This window comes from Bacteroides faecis MAJ27 (genome assembly GCF_900106755.1).
Lineage (GTDB): Bacteria > Bacteroidota > Bacteroidia > Bacteroidales > Bacteroidaceae > Bacteroides > Bacteroides faecis.
In genome coordinates, this window is record NZ_FNNN01000004.1 from 97,419 (window position 1) to 119,784 (window position 22,366).

Consider the following 22,366-nt stretch of genomic DNA (forward strand, 5'->3'; position numbering starts at 1 on the left):
GGCGTGTTGTTTTTTTAACTGACGCAAATGTAGCATAATCCCACGAAACAACACAACAATACCGACACTTTTGCTAACTTTACAGGTATTTAAAACAAAAAATAGCAGGATTTTCATCTGCTGATAAAGCAAATGATCCTGCTATTAGACGTTATTACAAATAAGGAAAGACTGAATTACGGTTCCTTCATCTCATCAACAGTTACGATTTTCCATTTATCCAAGTCTTTAATCTGGCCGCCTTTATTGCCTACCACCTCCGTGCTGTTGGCAGAAGACAAACCTATTCTTGCTTCAGGGGACAGTTCCAATGAATAATAACCTTCATCATCCGTAGGGGTCAGGAACAATGCATATTTAGGATCATGCACTCTCCAGTCGTCTCCGGGCTTGCCCACAATCACTTTATCTCCATTATTCATTACATGAAGGTTGGTCGCTATATTTCTGACACGGAGGATATGATACGTCAAATTTTCGATGCAAAACAATTGTGACTTCTTCTCCGAATCATATTTTGCGGCAGAAATCACTTTCGAATCCGGATTACAATCCAGTACCATACCGGTCGCTTTATTGACCAAATAGACCTGAGATACATTATCGGTTACATAAGGCATGTATTTTTCCTTGATAGTTACCGATTTCAGTTTGGCATCCTGTCCTCTCCATTGTACAGTCACTTTATGTTTGCCTTTTATCCGACGGTCGAAAAGAGCGGACTGCGTAGTGAAGTTCTTAGAGTCGGCACCCGAAACATCAATTGAAGCAAAAGGAATCGTTTCGGTATCCAGATAGAAATCCAAGTATCCCGACTTAGTTTTATTCAATTGCACTTCAGCCTCTACTTTCTCATACGTAGGCAGCGAGCCGAAATGTACATCGAATGACAATCTCGTACCATTCTTCGCTTTTTCAATAGCACCATTCTTTATCTTCGCCTTCGAACCCGAAAGAGAAATATCCGAAGCAGCCACCGTTATCCCACCGGGGTTCATAACGAATTCACCCGTTATCGCTTTATACACTTCCTTCGCTATAATATAATGTCCTCTATGATCGGGATGCACCCAATCGTTGCCGCCCGGCATAAATTCCGGATGTCCCTTCAAAGGATTATACAGGTCTACACAGACCAGATTAAGTTCCTCCGCAATCTCTCTTACGGCAGGCTGAATATAATTCTTTGCTACATTGTCATCAAATGAACCAAGAAATCCCCCATCACCGTAATACATCGGAGGAGGCGTACAAATATAAATATCCGGTTTGGTAGACAAGGCTTGGAATTTAGCTATCAGTTTTTTATAGTCTGCCTTAAATGTTTCCTTACCATATTTTTCGAAGTTCTTCTTGTTGGCATCGTTTGCACCAAACTTAATAATGACAATATTAGGCTTATACTCCAGTGCTGCCGCGCATTGCTCAGAATTAATGTAAGCGAATTGATATTCATTAGGATTTTCAGGGGTAGTCGCGTCTTCTCTTAGTTTTATAAATACCCCGGAAGAGCCTTTACCAAATTTGGTGACTTCGTAATCATCACCGAGCATTTCAGCCAGAGGCATCGCGTAATAACCATAATCATTCGTTCCTCCGGTGATACTGTTTCCAACAGTGGCAACTCTAATCTTTCCTGTCTGGGCAGCCATACTTGCTGCAAACAAAAGACAGAGCGACACAGATAGTAGCTTTTTCATTCTTTTATTATCTTGTTATATTCATATTATTTTCATTTTCGCACCTTATTTAAAGACGTCCAAGAATGCAGATACCACTAACAGAGAACCGGTAAATTTCTTCTAAAGAGTATTAAATAAAAGAGGAATAATCAATTTACAGACATTTTTGCTAGCTTTGCAAGGTTTAAAACAAAAAACAAAGAATATGTGCCGAACGATTCTCATTCTTTCACTTTTGCTTCTTATCCTTCCGGTAAAAGCGCAGCCCAAGTACGAGGTTCGTGCAGCATGGATCACAGCTGTATATGGGCTGGACTGGCCTCGCACACGTGCTACTACCCCTCAGACCATTCGTAAGCAGAAGGAAGAACTGGTGGATATCCTCGACAAACTGAAAGCTGCCAATTTCAATACCGTTCTGTTTCAGACACGCACGCGGGGGGATGTGTTGTATCCTTCTTCTATCGAACCGTTCAATTCGATTCTGACCGGAAAGGTCGGAGGTAATCCGGGATACGATCCGTTGGCTTTTGCAATTGAGGAATGCCACAAGCGGGGAATGGAGTGTCATGCATGGATGGTGACGATTCCGTTAGGCAATAAAAAACATGTCGCTTCTCTCGGTAGTCAATCTGTCACCAAGCGGGTGAAAGATATCTGTGTGCCTTATAAAAACGAATATTTTCTTAATCCGGGACATCCGGCTACGAAAGAATATCTCATGAGACTCGTTCGGGAAGTGGTAGACCGTTATGATATAGACGGAGTACATTTCGACTACCTGCGCTATCCGGAGAATGCGCCTTTATTCCCCGACAAATACGATTTTCGCCGTTACGGCAAAGGACGTACTTTGGATCAATGGCGCCGGGACAATATTTCCGAAATCGTCCGGTACATATATAAAGGTGTAAAAGCCATGAAGCCATGGGTAAAGGTAAGTACTTGTCCCGTAGGCAAATACAGGGATACTTCCCGCTATTCTTCCCGTGGTTGGAACGCGTTTTATACGGTTTATCAAGATCCGCAAGGGTGGCTCGGCGAAGGCATTCAGGATCAGATATATCCTATGATGTATTTTCAGGGAAACAGTTTCTATCCTTTTGCGCTCGACTGGCAGGAACAGAGCAACGGACGACAGGTTATCCCGGGACTCGGCATCTATTTCCTCCATCCCGATGAAGGAAAATGGACACGCGATGAAGTGGATCGTCAGATTAACTTCATACGCAATCAGAAAATGGCAGGGGAAGGGCATTACCGTGTCAAGTATCTGATGGACAACACACAGGGAATTTATGACGAATTGATCGAGAATTTCTATGCCTACCCGGCATTACAGCCTCCGATGACATGGCTGGACAACGTTCCGCCATCTGCCCCCTCAACACTCAAAGTTACGTCCATCGACAACGGATATACCGAACTGAACTGGCAGGCAGCGACGGATAATGATCAACGGAATAAACCGATGTACGTGATTTATGCTTCCAATGAATATCCGGTAGATACAAAGAAAGCGGAAAATATTGTCGCACAAAGTATTCGTGAAACAAGTTATATTTATGCACCCATCCAGCCTTGGAATGCTAAAAAGTATTTTGCAGTAACAGCAATCGACCGTTGCGGAAATGAAAGTGCACCCGTATATGGAGATTAGTAGGAATTTCAGACAGCAATTACCACAATGCGACTTTTCCGATATTCACCAATTCCAATTTAGCAGTATCTTCAAAGAGTTCCCATTGCTTGAAACTAGAGTTCCATCAGCGTGAAACTGCAGTTCCATCAGTGAGAAACTAGAGTTTCATACGCTTGAAACTTTAGTTCCAAACGCTCGAAACTATCTGAAACTACTGTTGATTTGATTGACTTAACCGTATGTTCCAATCACATTGAACGCATCAGCTACTTCAACAATTCTGCTCTCTCAGAAAACATTAAATCATATATCAGTCAATAATACATAAATTCTCAGTCCTTAATACTTGATTTCTCAATTATTAATGTCTGAGAAATCAAACGTTAACAGTTGAGAAATCAGACATTAACATCCTATAAATCAATACTTAACAACATAAAAGTCTTGTTTATCGGGAAGATGCAGAGTGAGAGCAAGGACTTGCTCTCACTCTGCTACCATTGGATCTCTAACTGCTAAAACATCGATGAATAAAGGGATACAGACGAACAGTTAGAGCATGAGAGCAAAACTCATATTAAATTCACTGAGAGAGAAAACGGATGGCTAGAGAAGTTATGGCTATTAATCAGTAAGCTAAAACAATAAACAAAAACGAGCAAAATAGAACAGAATCATGTCAAAAGAAGTATAATTGTAAATCTCTCTGCCTAAAAGAGTAAGGAACTGTGACAAACTTTAAAATTGGCAGTAAAAGATACCTCTAAATCATTTATATTACTTACATTTGAGGTATGCTACTGAAACAAAAGAAACTTAATACACAAAATAATAACATTAACAATTGTAGCTCCGCTCAGCATCCGAAAGTTTTTACATACAAGAAGATGCTACAAAATTTACATCTATAAAAATTATCAACATTGATGTAACTGTATACAATTAAGAATATATATGAGCCACATCCACTTTATTCTCTTTCTCCTAGGCTACCTGACCATGCATCCGTTCGCTACAAAAGCAGCAGGGATCGACAGCCTATTTGCGCATTACTTCAACCATGCGCAAACCTTTGCCGACGCCTACCCTCGCGAGAAAGTACACCTGCATTTTGACAACACAAGCTATTATGCAGGCGACACCATTTGGTTTAAAGCGTATGTAGTGACGGCAGAGAACAACCAGCCAAGTACCATCAGCACCCCACTTTACGTAGAATTAATAGACCAGATGGGATACACTACAAATAAGCAAATCATAAAACTGGAGAATGGAGAAGGATACGGACAAATTCCACTAACAGAATACGTGCTGTCAGGATACTACGAAGTGCGGGCATATACCAAGTGGATGCTTGCCTTTAACGAAACACAATATTTCTCACGAACTTTCCCCATCTATCGCTGGCTCAGCGATAATCACCAAAAAGACCGAAGCATAGCCATGTACAACTGGGACCCTTCTTTCCGGCTACGTCCCAGAGAGAAAAAGAATAAACTTTCTCTCCATTTTTTTCCTGAAGGGGGACAATTAGTACAGGGGATCACGTCTGTAGTGGCTTTCAAAGCAGAAAGCAAAGATACAATCAATGTCTGCCTGTCTGGAGAAATTCAGCAAAACACGAATGTCACCTCTTTCGAAACACTTCACGAAGGCATGGGCTATTTTATGTATACGCCTGCAGCCGAGCCTTCCACCGCACACGTCATTTGGAATGATAAAAAATATAGTTTCAAACTACCGAAAGCACTGCCGGCAGGATATGTTCTCCGTGTAGAAAAGCGGGGCAATCAATACGAAATATGCGTCATGCGCAACGAACAAACAAGCAGGGAAGATACAGTTGCCGTGTTCTTCAGCCACCAAGGTCGCCCAATTACTTATCACATAGTAAAATGGGAAAATAAGAATACCAACCGTTTTCTGCTACCGACAGAAACACTTCCAACGGGAATTATGCAAGTTTCGCTCATCAACAGTCGGTGCGAAACATTATGCGAACGATTCTGCTATGTAATGCCTCAAAAGAATCCATTACAACTGAAAGTTCGCAGTAATACTATTTTGTACACTCCCTACGCTCCCATCGCTTGCCATCTCTCACTGAAAGACTCAACGGGAAATCCCGTAAAAGGAAAAATATCAGTCGCTATCCGTGACTGGGAAGCTTCCGATTATATGGAATATGACAACACCCTCTTCACAGATCTACTGCTCACATCAGATTTGAAAGGGTATATCCACCAGCCCGGCTATTACTTTGCAGACACTTCACCCCAACGGCTCAGAAAACTTGACTTATTGCTACTCATACACGGCTGGCGAAAATATGACATGCCCACAGCAATGGGCATTAAAGAATTTACGCCACGCTATCAACCGGAGAAGGAATTAACTCTGCATGGCCAAGTACTCTCTATCATATTGAAAAAAGCTCAGCCAGATATGGAAGTCAGCATTCTGACACGTACAGATAGTTTGTTTGCAGCGGGAATCACTTATACCGATTCAACAGGTTATTTTAACCTCCCCGTAATGCCTTTCGAAGAAACGATGGAAGCTATTTTCCAGACACATAAACCGGGAAAGCCTCGAAACCGTATGTGCCTTGTCAAGCTTTTCCGCAATTTCCAGCCAAGCTTGAGGATTTTAACCTACAACGAACTGAATCCGTTATGGAACAACTCAAACAAACTGGAGTGGCTGGCAAGATTTAATGACTCTGTCTACCAAGATTCTGTATTCGGATCAGACAGTCATTGGATCAGCGAAGTGACCATTAAAGCCAAAAAACGTCAACAAGACCTTAACACAATCCGCTTTGAACAGAGTGTGTTTGCCTTCTACGATGTAGAGCAACTGCTCGAAGAAGAACGGGATAAGGGAAAAGATTACATTACCATAAGTGACTTTTTAAAAGATATCAATTCCGGTATTATCAAGAAATATGGAGGCATAGAGGAATTTGTGAACGGCAAACACGACATCACATGGAAAGATGAAAGTATCAACGCCGTAAAATACATCATCTTTTGCAAAGGAGTCGGTGTACACAACATGTTGCAAGACAAGAATTTTGAAACGGGATATAGCCACATGCTTGACAATTACAAATATAATGATCGGGATTGGACAGAGCAACCACACAGTGAATATGGTCGTTGGGGAGTTATCTGCAACATCATCACCAAAGATGGTTGGAATCCACATCTAAGGTATGACTATACACGAGGTATACGCTACACCACCATAAAAGGGTACACACATCCGCTAGAATTTTATTCCCCCCAATATTTACCCAGCCAGCCACTTCCCTCAAATGACAGACGACGCACCCTCTACTGGAATCCAAATATAGAAACAGATGAAAACGGAGAGGCTACAATTCACTGCTTTAATGCAAGCAAATCCACCTTTCTCACTATCAGTGCTGAAACGATACACGATGGGCAACCGGCTAGCTTGAATATACATTCTATAGGATTAGATGAATCAAAAACAGATCATTTACAATAAAGAAACGCACGATACCGGCTTTGAGACGTCACCGGCACTAACGGCAAATACCCGGCACACACCCGATTATTCTCTACGGACAAAGGGCACGAAGCCGACATCTGCCGATGTTCCTCCAAAGCCTGACCGGCTAAAGGATAATAATCAATCCGAAAGACTCCTTCCGCATCCGCAGCCAAATAACGATCCGTCAAGAACCGTGCCACCACCCCCATATTCATTCGCAGATTAATTTCGACACAAGGATGAATCCGGTAAACAGGCGCTTCACCCGGAAAATGACAAATCATCATATCCACTCCCAAGTATCCATGATAAAAGCCACCGAACAAAGCTGATAATTCTTCTTCCAGACGAGTCCGCAGCCTGATAAATTCTTCTTGTGGCACATAAGCCGATAGTTTCTGCAGAATCTTCTCGTCAGACAGCAAGTCATTTCCCGCATACATCCCACTCCCACCCGTGTGGAAGACCGAATATCCGGCAAAAACAACCCGTCCTCTCCCATCGGCATAAAACTCCATAGCGAAATCTTCCACCTTGTTATATATAGGTTCGCCTACCACCCCACCCTGAGAAGCAGCGACACGGGCACACCAACCGGAAATAAAAGTTGTAAATATGCCTTTACACCAATTCAATCCTTTCCCGCTTCCGGAAAGCGGAGCTTTTAACAAACACACTTCCCGACCTTCGACGAACGCACTGCACTCCGCCAAAGTATTCAAATAAAAAGATTCTCCACAGAAGTATTCATTCAACCGCAACCCCGGCAACAACTTTACCGCCTGCAGACGATGTGAGTGTTCTCTCAGAATATTCATATAATCCGCAGAAGGTAGCTCCGCCTGATCTGCTCCCAATGTCATCAAACGCTTCCGCAAAGCAGGGTCCCAACCCCACGGAGAGAACTTCCGGTCCTTCCCGTCAGCCACTTCCGGTTCTGTCAACAATGCCACATCCATGCTCAATAGTTCACTCTTTGTTTTCAGGAAGTCCGCATTATAAGCAGACGGTGCCAACACCGCACTTCCCGCATCGGCATACCACATAGGAAGCAACGCCAGATCACTCGCCATCTGCCGGGCGGAAGCCGGCGCCATATAGTTCGTCTCACCGCTTGCCAACGCCATATCATGCTCCGGATTGAATATATAAACAGGTCTTTTCGTCATGTCAAAGATGGATTCAACACATTATTCTGCAAATATATACAGGAAATAATCAGGAACTTACACAATAAAGAGAAACTTATAAATTAAAGCACATTTTTGCTATCTCTACTTTGCAAATCCTAAAAAAAGCACTATATTTGCCAGCCGAAAAACAAAGAAAAGAAATGGAATCATTCTATCGCACACACGCCTACCTCGTTGAGCACACCAATGCCCCCGTTCGCCGTGATCTTATGGATGAGATCGACTGGAGCGACCGCCTGATTGGTATCAAAGGGACACGTGGCGTAGGAAAAACCACTTTCCTCCTACAGTACGCCAAAGAGAAATTCGGAACGGACCGTTCCTGCCTGTTCATTAACATGAACAACTTCTATTTCTCCGGACACAGCCTCGTTGACTTCGCCAACGAGTTTCAGAAACGTGGCGGAAAAGTGCTGCTGATCGACCAAGTGTTCAAACACCCGGAATGGAGCAGAGAGTTACGAATGTGCTATGACCGTTTCCCCAGCCTGAAGATTGTCTTCACCGGTTCTTCCGTTATGAGGCTGAAAGAAGAAAATCTTGAATTGCGCGACATCGCAAAAAGTTATAACCTGCGTGGTTTTTCATTCCGCGAGTTTCTGAACTTACAGACAGGAATGAAATTCCGGGCGTATAGCCTCGAAGAAATCCTCAGCACACACGAACAGATAGCCAAAGGAGTACTTTCCAAAGTGCGTCCGCTGGACTATTTTCAGGATTACCTGCATCATGGCTTCTATCCTTTCTTCCTTGAAAAACGCAATTTCTCGGAGAATCTGCTGAAAACAATGAACATGATGGTAGAAGTAGACATCCTGCTGATCAAACAAATTGAGCTGAAATATCTTTCAAAGATAAAAAAATTACTATATTTGTTGGCTGTGGACGGCCCGAAAGCTCCTAACGTGAGCCAACTGGCAAGTGATATACAGACATCCCGCGCTACGATAATGAACTATATCAAGTATCTGGCAGACGCGCGTCTCATTAATCTGGTTTACCCGAAGGGAGAAGAATTCCCTAAAAAGCCGTCAAAGATTATGATGCACAACTCGAACCTGATGTACTCCATTTATCCGGTGAAAGTGGAAGAACAGGATGTACTCGACACTTTCTTCGTTAACACATTATGGAAAGACCATAAAGTACATAAAGGAGATAAAAACGTCTCTTTTATGGTAGACGAAGTGATGCCGTTCAAAATTTGCGCGGAAGGTGCAAAAATAAAGAATAACCCGGACGTGACGTATGCGTTGCAAAAGGCCGAAATAGGCCGCGGCAACCAAATACCTCTCTGGATGTTTGGATTCTTATACTAAAAAAACACGATTATGGATTACAGGAAGTTAGATGAATTGAACAAATTGCGCATATCAGGTGCACTGACAGATGAAGAGTTTGAACAAGAAAAACAGAAAATACTGAATAAAGAAACTCCCAAAGGAATATTGGGTCTTTCTGAAAACAGCTATATGGGAATAATGAATTTTGTACTTCTGATACCGACATGGGGATGGATTATTTCCATTATCGCGTGGATAGTCGGAAAAGATAAATCGGAAGCTGTCAGTACACAAGGAAAATATATATTCAACTGGTTAATCAGTTGGAGTATTTATACATTAATAATAGGACTTATATTTGCAGGACAGTTTATCGGTGGAATCATCGGGGCGATAGCCTCTCCATTATCATTGTTAAGCGGTTCTTTGTTCAACATAGGAACATTGCCTTTCGTCCTTTTATTCATCTTATACTTTGTGTTTCCAATTATCGGAGGCGTCAAAGGGCTGGACGGAAAGCTGTGGAAATACCCGCTTTCCATACCTTTTTTGAAATGATTTATTTACTTAAATATTTAATTTAGTTATGACTAAACAGAAGAAATTCATCACATGTGATGGTAACCAAGCTGCAGCACATATCTCGTATATGTTCTCTGAAGTAGCAGCTATCTACCCCATCACTCCTTCTTCGACTATGGCTGAGTACGTAGACGAATGGGCTGCCGCAGGACGTAAGAACATCTTCGGCGAAACAGTATTGGTACAGGAAATGCAATCTGAAGGTGGTGCTGCCGGTGCAGTTCACGGTTCTCTTCAGGCTGGTGCGCTGACTACTACTTACACTGCTTCTCAGGGTCTTCTTTTGATGATCCCTAACATGTACAAAATTGCCGGTGAATTCTTGCCTTGCGTATTCCATGTATCTGCCCGTACACTGGCTTCTCACGCATTGTGTATCTTCGGTGACCATCAGGACGTAATGTCAGCTCGTCAAACCGGCTTCGCCATGTTGGCAGAAGGTTCTGTACAGGAAGTTATGGATTTGGCAGGTGTTGCTCATCTGGCTACTATCAAATCACGCGTTCCGTTCATGAACTTCTTCGATGGCTTCCGTACTTCTCACGAAATCCAGAAGATCGAAATGTTGGAAAACGACGATCTCGCTCCGCTGATCGACCAGGAAGCTTTGGCTGAATTCCGTGCCCGTGCACTGAATCCGATGAAGCCGGTTGCCCGTGGTATGGCTGAAAACCCCGACCACTTCTTCCAACATCGTGAATCATGCAATAACTACTATGAAGCAGTTCCTGCTATCGTAGAAGAATACATGAACGAAATTTCCAAGATCACAGGCCGCAAATACGGTTTGTTCGACTATTACGGCGCAGAAGATGCAGAACGCGTAATTATCGCAATGGGTTCTGTAACTGAAGCTGCCCGCGAAGCTATCGACCACTTGGTAGCAAACGGCGAAAAAGTAGGTATGGTTGCCGTACACTTGTATCGTCCGTTCTCTGCTAAACACTTCCTGGCTGCTGTACCCAAGACTGCAAAGAGCATCGCAGTGCTTGACCGTACCAAAGAACCGGGTGCTAACGGTGAACCTCTTTACCTTGACGTTAAAGACTGCTTCTATGGCGCAGAAAATGCTCCTGTTATCGTTGGCGGTCGCTACGGTCTGGGTTCAAAAGATACAACTCCGGCACAGATCATCTCTGTATTCGAAAACTTGGCTATGCCAATGCCGAAGAACCATTTCACTATCGGTATCGTAGACGACGTTACGTTCACTTCCCTTCCTCAAAAAGAAGAAATCGCTCTGGGCGGCGAAGGTATGTTCGAAGCTAAATTCTACGGTCTGGGTGCTGACGGTACGGTAGGTGCCAACAAGAACTCTGTTAAGATTATCGGTGACAACACCGACAAACACTGTCAGGCTTACTTCTCTTACGACTCTAAGAAGTCAGGTGGTTTCACTTGTTCTCACCTGCGTTTCGGTGATACTCCGATCCGCTCTACTTACTTGGTAAATACGCCGAACTTCGTTGCTTGTCACGTTCAGGCTTACCTGCACATGTACGACGTAACACGCGGTTTGCGTAAAAACGGTTCTTTCTTGCTGAACACAATCTGGGAAGGTGAAGAACTGGCTAAGAACCTGCCTAACAAGGTGAAGAAGTACTTTGCACAGAACAATATCTCTGTATACTATATCAATGCAACTCAGATTGCAATGGAAATTGGTTTGGGTAACCGTACCAATACAATCCTTCAGTCTGCATTCTTCCGTATCACAGGCGTTATTCCTGTAGATCAAGCTGTTGAGCAGATGAAGAAATTCATCGTTAAGTCTTACGGCAAGAAGGGTGAAGACGTTGTTAACAAGAACTACGCTGCTGTAGACCGCGGTGGTGAATACAAGACTCTGACTGTCGATCCAGCTTGGGCTAACCTGCCGGATGATGCAAAAACAGAAAACAACGATCCTGCATTCATCAACGAAGTAGTTCGTCCGATCAATGCACAAGACGGTGACTTGCTGCCGGTATCTGCATTCAAGGGTATCGAAGACGGTACTTGGCATCAAGGTACTTCTAAATACGAAAAACGTGGTGTTGCCGCATTTGTTCCCGAATGGAATGCTGAAAACTGTATCCAGTGTAACAAGTGTGCATATGTTTGTCCTCACGCTTCTATCCGTCCGTTCGTACTCGATGCTGAAGAGCAGAAGGGTGCTAAGTTCGAACAACTGAAAGCTGTAGGTAAAGCATTCGATGGTATGACATTCCGTATTCAGGTAGACGTTCTCGACTGTCTGGGTTGCGGTAACTGTGCCGACATCTGTCCGGGTAATCCGAAGAAGGGTGGCAAGGCATTGACCATGAAACACCTCGAAAGCCAGTTGGCTGAAGCTGAAAACTGGACTTACTGCGCTGAAAATGTGAAGAGCAAACAACATCTGGTTGACATCAAGGCTAACGTGAAGAACTCTCAGTTCGCAACTCCGTTGTTTGAGTTCTCCGGCGCTTGCTCCGGTTGTGGTGAAACTCCGTACGTGAAACTGATTTCTCAGTTGTTCGGTGACCGCGAAATGGTTGCTAACGCTACAGGATGTTCTTCTATCTATTCCGGTTCAGTACCTTCTACTCCGTATACTACGAACGAAAAGGGTCATGGTCCTGCTTGGGCTAACTCACTGTTCGAAGACTTCTGCGAATTCGGTCTGGGTATGGAATTGGCTAACGAAAAGATGCGTGCCCGTCTGGTGAAAGTAATGAACGAAGCCATCGCTTCTGACTGCTGTCCTGCCGAGAACAAAGAGGTATTCGCTGAATGGATCAACAATATGCTGGATGCAGAAAAGACTAAGGAACTGGCCGAAAAGATCATTCCGATGGTTGAAGCTGCTAAGGATAAATGCAACCACTGCAAGCAAATCGCTGAACTGCAACAATATCTTGTTAAACGCAGCCAGTGGATCATCGGTGGTGACGGTGCTTCTTACGATATCGGTTATGGTGGTCTTGACCATGTAATCGCTTCAGGTAAGGACGTTAACATCCTTGTACTCGATACTGAGGTTTACTCTAACACTGGTGGTCAGTCTTCTAAAGCTACTCCGGTGGGTGCTATCGCTAAGTTTGCTGCTGCAGGTAAGCGTGTACGTAAGAAAGACCTCGGTCTGATGGCTACTACTTACGGTTATGTATATGTTGCTCAGATCGCTATGGGTGCTGACCAAGCTCAGACTCTGAAAGCTATCCGTGAAGCTGAAGCATATCCGGGACCATCATTGATCATCGCTTACGCTCCATGTATCAACCACGGTTTGAAAGCCGGTATGGGTAAGAGCCAGGAAGAGGAAGAAAAGGCTGTTAAGTGCGGTTACTGGCACTTGTGGCGTTACAATCCTGCTTTGGAAGAAGAAGGAAAGAATCCGTTCCAATTGGACAGCAAAGAACCGAATTGGGAAGACTTCCAAGGTTTCTTGAAGGGTGAAGTTCGTTATGCTTCTGTAATGAAACAATATCCTGCTGAAGCTGAAGAATTGTTCAAAGCTGCTGAAGAAAATGCTAAATGGCGTTACAACAGCTACAAACGTCTTGCCAGAGAAAACTGGGGTGCTGAATAATAAGTAGAAATACTCCAATCTATATAAAAGGCAGGAATCTTGAAAACAGATTCCTGCCTTTTTTGTTTATATCTTAGAAGTAACGACTACTTCTCACGAAGATAATCACTAAAACTCAAAAGATATGATTGGATTTATTATTTGGATTGTCGGTTTGATACTGACTTTCAGAGCCGCTATAGAAATTTGGAACATCAATGCAGCTATAGAGAAAAGACTCATAGCTATCGTGTTAATCGTCCTGACCAGTTGGGTGGGATTACTTTTCTACTACTTCTACGGAAAAGAAAGAATGGCGGGATGGTTGAAGTAAAACTTCATCCATTTAGTTCATAGCCGGATTCTTCTCAGGAATCCAACTGTCAACTAATTCTTTATGTTCCTCCATCCATTTACGGGCAGCCTGTCTTTCCGTTGTCCGGGCTTCTTCCAGAGCAGTCATTAAAGAACTGATCTCCGCGTCTGTCAGGCGGATATTTCTCAGAAGTCTGGCAGCAAAAGGGTCTTTCTCGCTAAAACCTTTCCATGCTACAGTATGAATGGACTCCGCATTGCCATATATATGTTTAGGGTCTTGGAGCACCTTCAGTTTAAAACGGTCGAACATCCAGTGAGGCGTCCATCCTGTTACAACAATCCAGTCGTTTCTATCAATCGCCTTCTTTAGTGAGGCAGTCATGGCAGGTCCGCTCGAAGTCAGCAGTTTATAGTCCAGTCCATAATCTTTGATGGCCTGATCAGTAGCTTTCATAATACCGGCTCCTGCATCGATGCCGACAATCTGACCGGAGAAACGTTCTTTTTCTGCATTCAGTTCTTCTATCGAGTTGATAGTAACGTAATCCGGAACAACAAGTCCGATACGGGCGCTATCATAAATATCACCGATCGTTTCGAGTTTGTCTCCATATTGTTTCATATAATCTTCCATGGTGACAGGCATCCAGACGTCCATGAATATGTCGGCTTTCTTACGGGAGATAGAAGTAAATATAGGTGCAAGGTCTGCATTCAATAACTTCACATCATATCCCTGATCCTCAAAAATTGCTTTAGCAAGGTTTGTTATAGCGATACCTTCCGCCCAGTTGGCATAGGCGATACTTATCTTTTTATTCTTTCCACTATCGCCGCAGGAAACTACGGTGAACAGCAGAGCGGCAATAAACATAGCCGCTATCGTTTTTATCTTATTCATTGATATATTCCTTTCTTTTATGCGTTCTTATTTCTTTTTATTCTTTCTGTTGTCTGCCATTCCCTGAGTAATCCGGTCCAGTACAATCGCTAATATTACGACTGCAATACCTCCTTCAAATCCGAGCCCGATTTTCATTTGAGTGATACCTTTCAGTACGATTTCTCCCAATCCTCCGGCAGAAATCATGGCAGCAATCACTACCATTGAGAGTGACATCATGATCGTCTGATTTATTCCTGTCAGGATGGTAGGCAACGCCAAGGGCAACTGTACTTTATAAAGCAACTGCCAAGGGGTGGCACCAAAAGAACGGGAAGCCTCTACCACATTTTTAGGCACCTGACGGATACCCAGACCGGTGAGACGAACCACAGGAGGCATCGCAAAGATGATGGTAGCGAAAGCTCCCGGCACAGTACCCAATCCGAAAAACAGGACAGCAGGAATCAGATAGACAAAAGCAGGCATTGTCTGCATAAAGTCGAGGATAGGGCGCATTATCTTGTTACAACGGTCACTGTTGGCAGTCCAGATCCCCAACGGCACCCCTAAAAGCAATGCCAGACAGGTGGAAGAAAGCACTAATGCCAGTGTCTGCATCGTTTCTTCCCAAAAGCCCATACCATAGATTAATAATAAGCCCAAAAGAGTAAAGAGGGCCGTTCCTTTGCCCGACTTGAACCAGGCAAGCGCAGCCAATACTGCGATTGTAATATAAAAAGGTATTCCGAACAGCACATGCTGGAATCCATCTATAAATCCTCCGATCCCCATACTGAGAGCATCAAAGAATGAAGCAAAATGTTCTGTCAGCCAATTTATGGCCATCTCTATATATTGTCCGATATTTATCATAATTCTATTGCGTTTTGAATGATTTCATTAATTTCTTCTTTATCTTTTCCCGTTACTTCGATGATCAGTGACGAAAGAGGCACGACGCCTTCAAATTCCCGGTTCTCATTCACCACCCAGATAGGCGAATTTGTTTTTGTCATCAATGGCAGAATATCTTCCAGAACCGTGTCACCCAATACCGAATGCACTTCATGTCTTACTACGGAATCGATGGAGCGGACTTGCTCCTTTCGCAGTTTCAGCAAGTCATTCAACCGCACTTCTCCTACCAGTATATCATTGGAATCTACAACCGGAAGAACAGTCAGGTTACGTTCACGCATCTTACGGATCAGTACCTCCGGACCTTCTTTCTTCAAACGTGCCACTATGGGTTTATCTACCATAATGGAGGAAGCCGTAATAATCTTGCTTCGATCTACGTTTTCTACAAATCGTTCCACATAAGCGTCAGCCGGTTCGGTCAGGATTTCTTCCGACGTACCGATTTGTACAATTTCCCCATCCTTCATGATGGCAATCCGGTCACCCAATTTAATCGCTTCGCTCAGGTCATGAGTGATAAAGACAATTGTTTTCTTCATCTTCGATTGTAAAGTAAGCAATTCATCCTGCATCTGCACACGAATCAAAGGATCGAGCGCGGAGAAAGCCTCATCCATCAACAGCACTTCGGGGTTATTGGCTAAAGCACGTGCCAAACCCACACGTTGCTGCATCCCTCCCGACAGTTCGCTTACCATCTGATTTTCGTAACCTTTCAGTCCCACCAACTGCATGCTTTCCATCGCCTTCTTTTCCCGCTCTCCTTTTTTCACTCCCTGCAACTCGAGCCCGAAAGCAATATTGTGCAAAACGGAGCGATGAGGAAGCAGACCGAAGTTCTGGAAGACCATCGCCAACTCTTTTCGGCGAATCTGCAACAGTTCTTTATCCGACACCTTGGCTATGTCTGTTCCATTGATAATCACTTCACCGGAGGTGGGACGAATCAAGCGGTTGATGCAGCGAAGCAAAGTGGACTTTCCACTACCGGAAAGCCCCATAATGACGAATATTTCGCCTTCATTAATGGAAAGATTCGCATCTTTCACCGCAACCGTACACCCGGTCGCTTTCAATATTTCACTTTTAGTTTTACCTTCTTTCAGCATCTTCAAAGCTTTCTGCTTCTCATTGCCAAAAACCAGATAAAGATCTTTAATTTCTATTTTACTCATACAATAAAATGGTTTAGGTTATTAAAATAATATACACAGCAAAATAAGAACAAACGATAACAGAAATCTTTCTTTATATCGTATAAAGTTCTGATTTGAATACGGGGCAAATTACAATGACTCCCGAAATAATTAATAAAATGATTATTGACAGACTGAGTAATTAAAAAAGGAATAGAATTTGATAAGATAATCCTTTCAATGAATAGCAAAAAAATAGCATTTCGTAAGTACAAAAACAGTCTGTTCTAGTATCTTGCTGGCACAAAGATACGAAAAACGGATTAAACATGCAAATTTTATTCAGGAGCAAGGTCGTATCGAAAGCTTTATTTGTAATGATACGAAAAGACATCCGAGTCCTATCTCCCTATCACTCAACGCAATAAAGCAAACAGGCAGATTAATATAAAATAAGTTTGAATATTTCACTTAAACACCGTATATTTGACACCGATAACTAAACTAGATTCTATATGTTCAACAGGTTTACTACAATTTTCCTGGGGAAGGATAATTGTCATTACACAACAAAAGAAAAACAAACAGGTTCTGCTACACTAGACGGCAAAAGCCAAGTTCAGTACTTTAGTAAAACACCCCCAAAAATGCCGTTTTTCTATCATCGGCGGAATCTCTATCTGATAGGTTTCCTGCTCGCTTTTATAGTGGCTCTGCTCGAATTTATGCGAGGAAGGCATCAAAACTTTATGGTCTTTTCCGATGCGACTCAGTTCTTCTGGCAAGGAATCAGTCCTTACACTACCGATTTTGTAGAATTTCACGGACGCTTCTTTCTTTATTCTCCTGTTTTCACGGTACTGTTCGCTCCGTTTGCGTACCTGCCTGCATGGCTGGGACCTTTCGCATGGAATCTATTCAATTATTCACTGTTCTTTCTGGCGATCTTCACTCTTCCCAGACAATTTACCCATCAGCAAAAATGCCGTATGTTCCTTTTTCTGTTGCTGATTCTGGGACAAAGCCTGCTTTCATTCCAGTATAATATAACGGTAGCCTGCATGTTCTTATTTGCCTATACATTGCTGGAGAAAGACCGGGGATTTCTGGCTGTTCTTTTAATCATGATTTCAGGATGTACCAAAGTATATGGTATTTTTGAACTGGCACTGCTGCTATGTTATCCCCACTTTTGGCGTAACTTAGGTTATGCCGTCGGAACAGGCATCGTATTGCTTGCGTTACCTTTAATCAAAATAGCTCCTATAGATTTGTTTCCTTATTATGAAGAATGGTGTCATAGTCTTGCTGTCCATCAGTCCACCGGAGCGTATGATTCATTTTTCTATGCCCGCCCCATTGCAGCGTGGACATTACCCCATTTCCGTACACTTCAGCTAGGAATGCTCGGTCTGCTGACTCTTCTCTTTTTGGGGAATTTCCGCAAATGGCCATCCTTTACATTCCGCGCCCAGACTTTGGGTATCCTCATGGGATGGGTGGTATTACTGAGTGACTCTGCCGAAAAGCATACCTACATCATAGCATTGGCAGGTTTCATGCTGTGGTATTGGAGCAGGACAACACGCACAATGACAGACAAGATTCTGTTCTGGTCATGCTTTGCACTGCTATGTGTCGTACCTATCGACCTGTTTGTTCCTGTTCCCGTCAGAACATTCATCACCAGAACCTTATGGCTTCATGTATGGGTATTCTTTATAGTATGGATACGGATGATATGGCTCACCTTCATGGTATCTCTCATTCATCCGCCTGCCACAGATGCTCTTTCAGATTAACACATCCGTTAGCCTTGAAAGCAATTCCTTCTGCCAGCAAGAGTTGTTTTTGTTCCACCCATCCGGGCACCAGCCTTCCGGCGGAATTGACAACTCTATGGCAGGGAACCAGCAACCCATCCGGTACTTCTTTTAGAGCGCGTCCTACCATCCGCGAACATTGAGGTACCCCCAAAAGCAAGGCAATACCCCCATAAGTAGATACTTTTCCCACAGGTATCTGGGAGATAACTTCGTACACTTCCTTCCGAAAAGAGTCGGAAAAGCTCTCTTTATCTACTTTATAATCTTTCATATTTCTTTGTATCCTGTTCATCAAACTATCCTTTCCTTTTCAGGAAATCCGTCGGACTCTCTCCGAACTGCTCTTTATAGCATTTGGTAAAATAAGAAGGCGAACTGAAACCTACTTCATAACCAATCTCCGCCACAGTCATGTCCGAAGAGGCGAGTAAAGAAGCCGCTTTCTTTAAACGGGCAATTCGAAGCAATTCGTTCGGAGAATAATTAGTCAACGATTTAATCTTGCGGTAAAGCTGTACACGGCTGAGCCCCATCTCTTTACCCAAATCCTCCACATTCAGACCGGAATCTCCCATCTTCTCCTCAATCAACGACTTGAATCTCTCTACAAAATCCTTGTCCATGTCACAGACATCTTCCTTCGCCAACGTCTGCCCGTCACCAAAGAACTGCTTCAGACGACGATGAGAATCGATCAGATTGCGGACACGTGCCATCAGTAACTGCGAACTGAACGGTTTGGATATATAAGAATCCGCACCACCGTCATATCCCTGAATACGTTGTTCGTCCAGCGAACAGGCAGTCAGCAGAATAACCGGAATATGACAAGTCTGTAACTCACTTTTCAGTCGGCGGCAACATTCAATACCATCAATACCCGGCATCATCACATCGGAAATGATCAGGTCGGGAACATACTTCATAGCCTTGCGGATACCTTCGGAACCGTCTGCCGCTTCAATCACCGTATAATCTGTGTGTAACAGCGTATGAACATACGAACGGATATCCTCATTATCGTCAATGACCAGCACGGACGGTTTGGAAGAATCATATCCTTTTACCAGTTCTTCCTCTTCGGTCAACAAAATATCCGTTGTGCGGAAGTCCGGAGAAACAAGGATATCATCCGGTTCGGTGGCAACCGTCTCACAAGACTGTACAGGTAATTCAACTGTAAAAATCGTGCCCAGCTTTTCATCACTCTCCACAGCGATTGTTCCTCCGTGCATTTCTACGAAAGCTTTCACCAATGCCAATCCGATTCCAGAACCGGCATGGTGCATATCGATCTTATAGAAACGGTCGAAAACATTGCGGATATGTTCAGCGGAAATCATAGAACCGGTATTTGCCACCGTAAAACGTATCCATCGCTTGTCTTCTTTATTAAGTGAGGAGAGGCGGACAGCGATCTTTCCGTTTTCCGGTGTAAACTTAAAGGCATTGGACAGGAGATTGAAATAAATACGTTCCAGCTTTTCCATATCTGCCAATGTATGATAATCTGTCTCCGGCATAGAATCAAAAGAGAAATGAATATGCTTCTTACGGGCTGCCGCCTGAAAAGATTCATTCCACCCTTCGAAAGAAGAAAGGATATCCACAGAAACCGGAGTAAATTCCATCTTCCCGTTCTCATATTTACGGAAATCCAGAATCTGATTAACCAGACGCAGCAGGATATTCACATTCCGCTGAATCAGCATGAGCATCCGGTGCTGGTCGCCACTCAAAGTCTTATCCGCCAATAAATGCTCTACCGGATCGGCAACCAATGTCAGCGGAGTACGAAAATCATGAGATATATTTGTAAAAAACACCAGTTTGGCATGGGTCGCTTCTTCCAGCTGGTGAGAAAGCTGTATCAATTGGTCACGCTGCTCTTCCAGTTTGTCACGCTGCTCTTCCAACTGCTGCTTCTGTTGGAAGAGTTCCTTATTCAGACGGTTCTTGGAGCGAAGTGATTTATAAACGACCAACAATAGCCCTGCCACCAGCAACAGAATAACCAAACTGCCATACATGACGACTTGTTGCGTAGCTACGCGGGAAAGATAACCGCCGATACGTCCGTTGAGTGTTTCAATTTTATTGTCGAGTTCAGAGATATGTGTAGTCTGCAACTGCATGACATGTGCGTTGGTACGGTCGACAACGGCGGTATTCATCACCGTTTCTTTGGGATAGGGTCTCTTTTCAAGAATATCCATGGCCAGTTGCATCACCTTATCGCCATTGGTAGGATAGATAAAAGTAGCATCCAGCACACTGTCGAGTACCAGTTCCAGCCCATTTCCTTTGCCCGGCAAGGCGTCTATACCCACAAAAATCATTTCTTTTTCCCGGCCCGCTTTCTTGGCTGCCTGATAGGCTCCCGGAGCAATACGGTCATTATGAGCATACACGGCATCAATCTTGGGATGGTGCCGGAGCATGCTGTCCATTTCTATTTCTGCCGGACCACGTTCCCATGCAGCATCGGCTTTATCAATCAGTTTGATATCCGGAAATTTACTGATAGCAGCCATAAATCCCTGATGCCGTTCCATCGCGGGAGTCGAACCGCTCAATCCGGTAAGTTCCACCACATTTCCTTTCCCTTCGAGGCGGGAGGCAATATAGTTTCCTACCGAACGACCGATTTCATAATTATCGGCACCAATATAAGCAGTATATTTATCCGAAAGAATCTTACGGTCCACAAGGATAACGGGGATGCCTCTCTGATAGGCTTCTTCTACAATCGGAGTCATAGGAGCTGCTTCGTTAGCGGAAATAATCAGCAGATCGACTCCCTCATCCATAAAATAATGGACATCTTCCGCCTGCTTACTGTTATCGTCTCCCGCCGAACGGATCTCTACCGAAACACCTTCATAAAACATCGCTTCCCGAAGAATCTCATCATTCATTTTATGTCGCCAGGAATCGTCGCTGCATTGTGCTACACCAATACGGAAATGAGGAGCATCTTGTCGACACGCTGTCAACCAAACCAAACAAAATAATAGAGGTATCCATTTACTGTATTTCATCTTTTCGTACTCTTTTCTGTCATCCAACTATTCTTTCCATCAGTATACAGAGATTTACTACCTCACCTCTGAAAACCAAACAAGCTGATGGAGAACAAAAATAAAAAATAAAACTGTGAAGTCCACTAACTATCACTAAATTATTCACTTATAAAAGTGAAGAAAAACGAGATTTACTCCTTCAGCATTTATTAAGAAAAGTATAAAGGGTAAACCAAACACTTAATCTATGTTATAAAACAGGCTTATTTATTTGGATTATTTGCTAATTTCACAGAAGCCCGTATCTTTGCAATGTGTTTTTCATAGTATTAGATTTAAGGTTAACAAAGGTTGGAGCAAGGCGTTGCTCCTTTTTTTATGTCCGTACCTCACCTAGATCATACGTTTTCCTGGATCAATCCGCCCCCGGTTGTTTTCTGTTTGTTTCTTTCGAATCGGAAAAGAATATATTTAGGCACGGATTACACGGATTAACACGGTTTTAGTGCTATGATTACGTAAAACAACCGTGTTAATCCGTGTAATCCGTGCCTAATCCTCAATTTATAATTTAGTTCATTTCGAATCGGTTTTGAATGAAGAATGAAGAATTACTTTGCAGCATGATAGCGCAGCCAATTCTTCATTCATTATTCATCATTTCGGTACAGTATGGAGCTTAAACCGGATTTTCGGACTGATCTGTTTTTTCCCACTCCTTCTCCGGCTTCCCATCAATAGTGTAACATTTCCAACACCCTGTCCGATATCCGTTCTTGTATTCACCACTTCCGGCAAATTTCGGGGAGGGGGATAATTA

General features: G+C 43.3%; 14 protein-coding genes. 7 read left to right on the forward strand and 7 right to left on the reverse strand.

What is annotated here, in order from left to right:
- Window positions 1–176: 176 nt before the first annotated feature.
- Window positions 177–1,700, reverse strand: coding sequence for a GDSL-type esterase/lipase family protein (locus BLW31_RS05070; protein WP_022301136.1), 1,524 nt, complete (start codon window positions 1,698–1,700; stop codon window positions 177–179).
- Window positions 1,701–1,887: 187 nt separating this feature from the next.
- Between BLW31_RS05070 and BLW31_RS05075 the strand changes: the two genes are divergently transcribed.
- Window positions 1,888–3,342 carry a glycoside hydrolase family 10-like protein gene (locus BLW31_RS05075; protein WP_010538966.1) on the forward strand — a complete coding sequence of 485 codons (1,455 nt, stop codon included), beginning with the start codon at window positions 1,888–1,890 and terminating at the stop codon, window positions 3,340–3,342.
- A gap of 936 nt (window positions 3,343–4,278) precedes the next feature.
- A complete protein-coding gene (locus tag BLW31_RS05080) occupies window positions 4,279–6,840 on the forward strand; it encodes a hypothetical protein (protein WP_010538967.1) in 2,562 nt (853 codons plus the stop codon).
- On the opposite strand, the gene BLW31_RS05085 is transcribed toward BLW31_RS05080, so the two are convergent.
- Window positions 6,828–8,015 (reverse strand): hypothetical protein, encoded by a 1,188-nt coding sequence (locus tag BLW31_RS05085; protein ID WP_010538968.1) that lies wholly within the window; start codon window positions 8,013–8,015, stop codon window positions 6,828–6,830. The genes BLW31_RS05080 and BLW31_RS05085 overlap by 13 nt on opposite strands.
- A 164-nt stretch (window positions 8,016–8,179) precedes the next feature.
- Between BLW31_RS05085 and BLW31_RS05090 the strand changes: the two genes are divergently transcribed.
- From BLW31_RS05090 to BLW31_RS05105, 4 genes are all read left to right on the forward strand, one after another.
- The gene (locus tag BLW31_RS05090; protein WP_010538969.1) at window positions 8,180–9,358 is read left to right on the forward strand and encodes an ATP-binding protein; all 1,179 of its coding nucleotides are present in this window, start codon (window positions 8,180–8,182) and stop codon (window positions 9,356–9,358) included.
- Between the two features lie 12 nt (window positions 9,359–9,370).
- Window positions 9,371–9,880 (forward strand): magnetosome magnetite crystal formation protein family, encoded by a 510-nt coding sequence (locus tag BLW31_RS05095; RefSeq protein ID WP_010538970.1) that lies wholly within the window; start codon window positions 9,371–9,373, stop codon window positions 9,878–9,880.
- Between the two features lie 28 nt (window positions 9,881–9,908).
- Window positions 9,909–13,457, forward strand: coding sequence for a pyruvate:ferredoxin (flavodoxin) oxidoreductase (gene nifJ / locus BLW31_RS05100; protein ID WP_010538971.1), 3,549 nt, complete (start codon window positions 9,909–9,911; stop codon window positions 13,455–13,457).
- A 124-nt stretch (window positions 13,458–13,581) separates the two neighbouring features.
- The gene (locus BLW31_RS05105) at window positions 13,582–13,770 is read left to right on the forward strand and encodes a hypothetical protein (RefSeq protein WP_010538972.1); all 189 of its coding nucleotides are present in this window, start codon (window positions 13,582–13,584) and stop codon (window positions 13,768–13,770) included.
- A gap of 12 nt (window positions 13,771–13,782) precedes the next feature.
- Here the strand turns inward: BLW31_RS05105 and BLW31_RS05110 are convergent, their stop codons facing one another.
- From BLW31_RS05110 to BLW31_RS05120, 3 genes are read right to left on the reverse strand one after another with little or no spacing between them, the layout of a single operon-like run.
- Entirely contained in the window at window positions 13,783–14,628 is an 846-nt protein-coding gene (locus BLW31_RS05110; protein WP_074759489.1) for a glycine betaine ABC transporter substrate-binding protein, read from the reverse strand.
- Between the two features lie 54 nt (window positions 14,629–14,682).
- Window positions 14,683–15,513, reverse strand: coding sequence for an ABC transporter permease (locus BLW31_RS05115; RefSeq protein ID WP_010538974.1), 831 nt, complete (start codon window positions 15,511–15,513; stop codon window positions 14,683–14,685).
- Window positions 15,510–16,736 (reverse strand): quaternary amine ABC transporter ATP-binding protein, encoded by a 1,227-nt coding sequence (locus tag BLW31_RS05120; protein WP_010538975.1) that lies wholly within the window; start codon window positions 16,734–16,736, stop codon window positions 15,510–15,512. The genes BLW31_RS05115 and BLW31_RS05120 overlap by 4 nt, the downstream gene beginning before the upstream one ends.
- Window positions 16,737–17,344: 608 nt before the next feature.
- On the opposite strand from BLW31_RS05120, the gene BLW31_RS05125 reads away from it, so the two are divergent.
- Window positions 17,345–18,499, forward strand: a complete 1,155-nt coding sequence (locus BLW31_RS05125) for a glycosyltransferase family 87 protein (RefSeq protein WP_010538976.1) — start codon at window positions 17,345–17,347, stop codon at window positions 18,497–18,499.
- Here the strand turns inward: BLW31_RS05125 and BLW31_RS05130 are convergent.
- Window positions 18,462–18,794 carry an MGMT family protein gene (locus tag BLW31_RS05130; RefSeq protein ID WP_010538977.1) on the reverse strand — a complete coding sequence of 111 codons (333 nt, stop codon included), beginning with the start codon at window positions 18,792–18,794 and terminating at the stop codon, window positions 18,462–18,464. The genes BLW31_RS05125 and BLW31_RS05130 overlap by 38 nt on opposite strands.
- Window positions 18,795–18,819: 25 nt before the next feature.
- On the reverse strand, window positions 18,820–21,564 hold the full coding sequence (locus BLW31_RS05135; RefSeq protein ID WP_022301127.1) for a substrate-binding domain-containing protein: 2,745 nt from the start codon (window positions 21,562–21,564) through the stop codon (window positions 18,820–18,822).
- Window positions 21,565–22,366 lie beyond the last annotated feature (802 nt).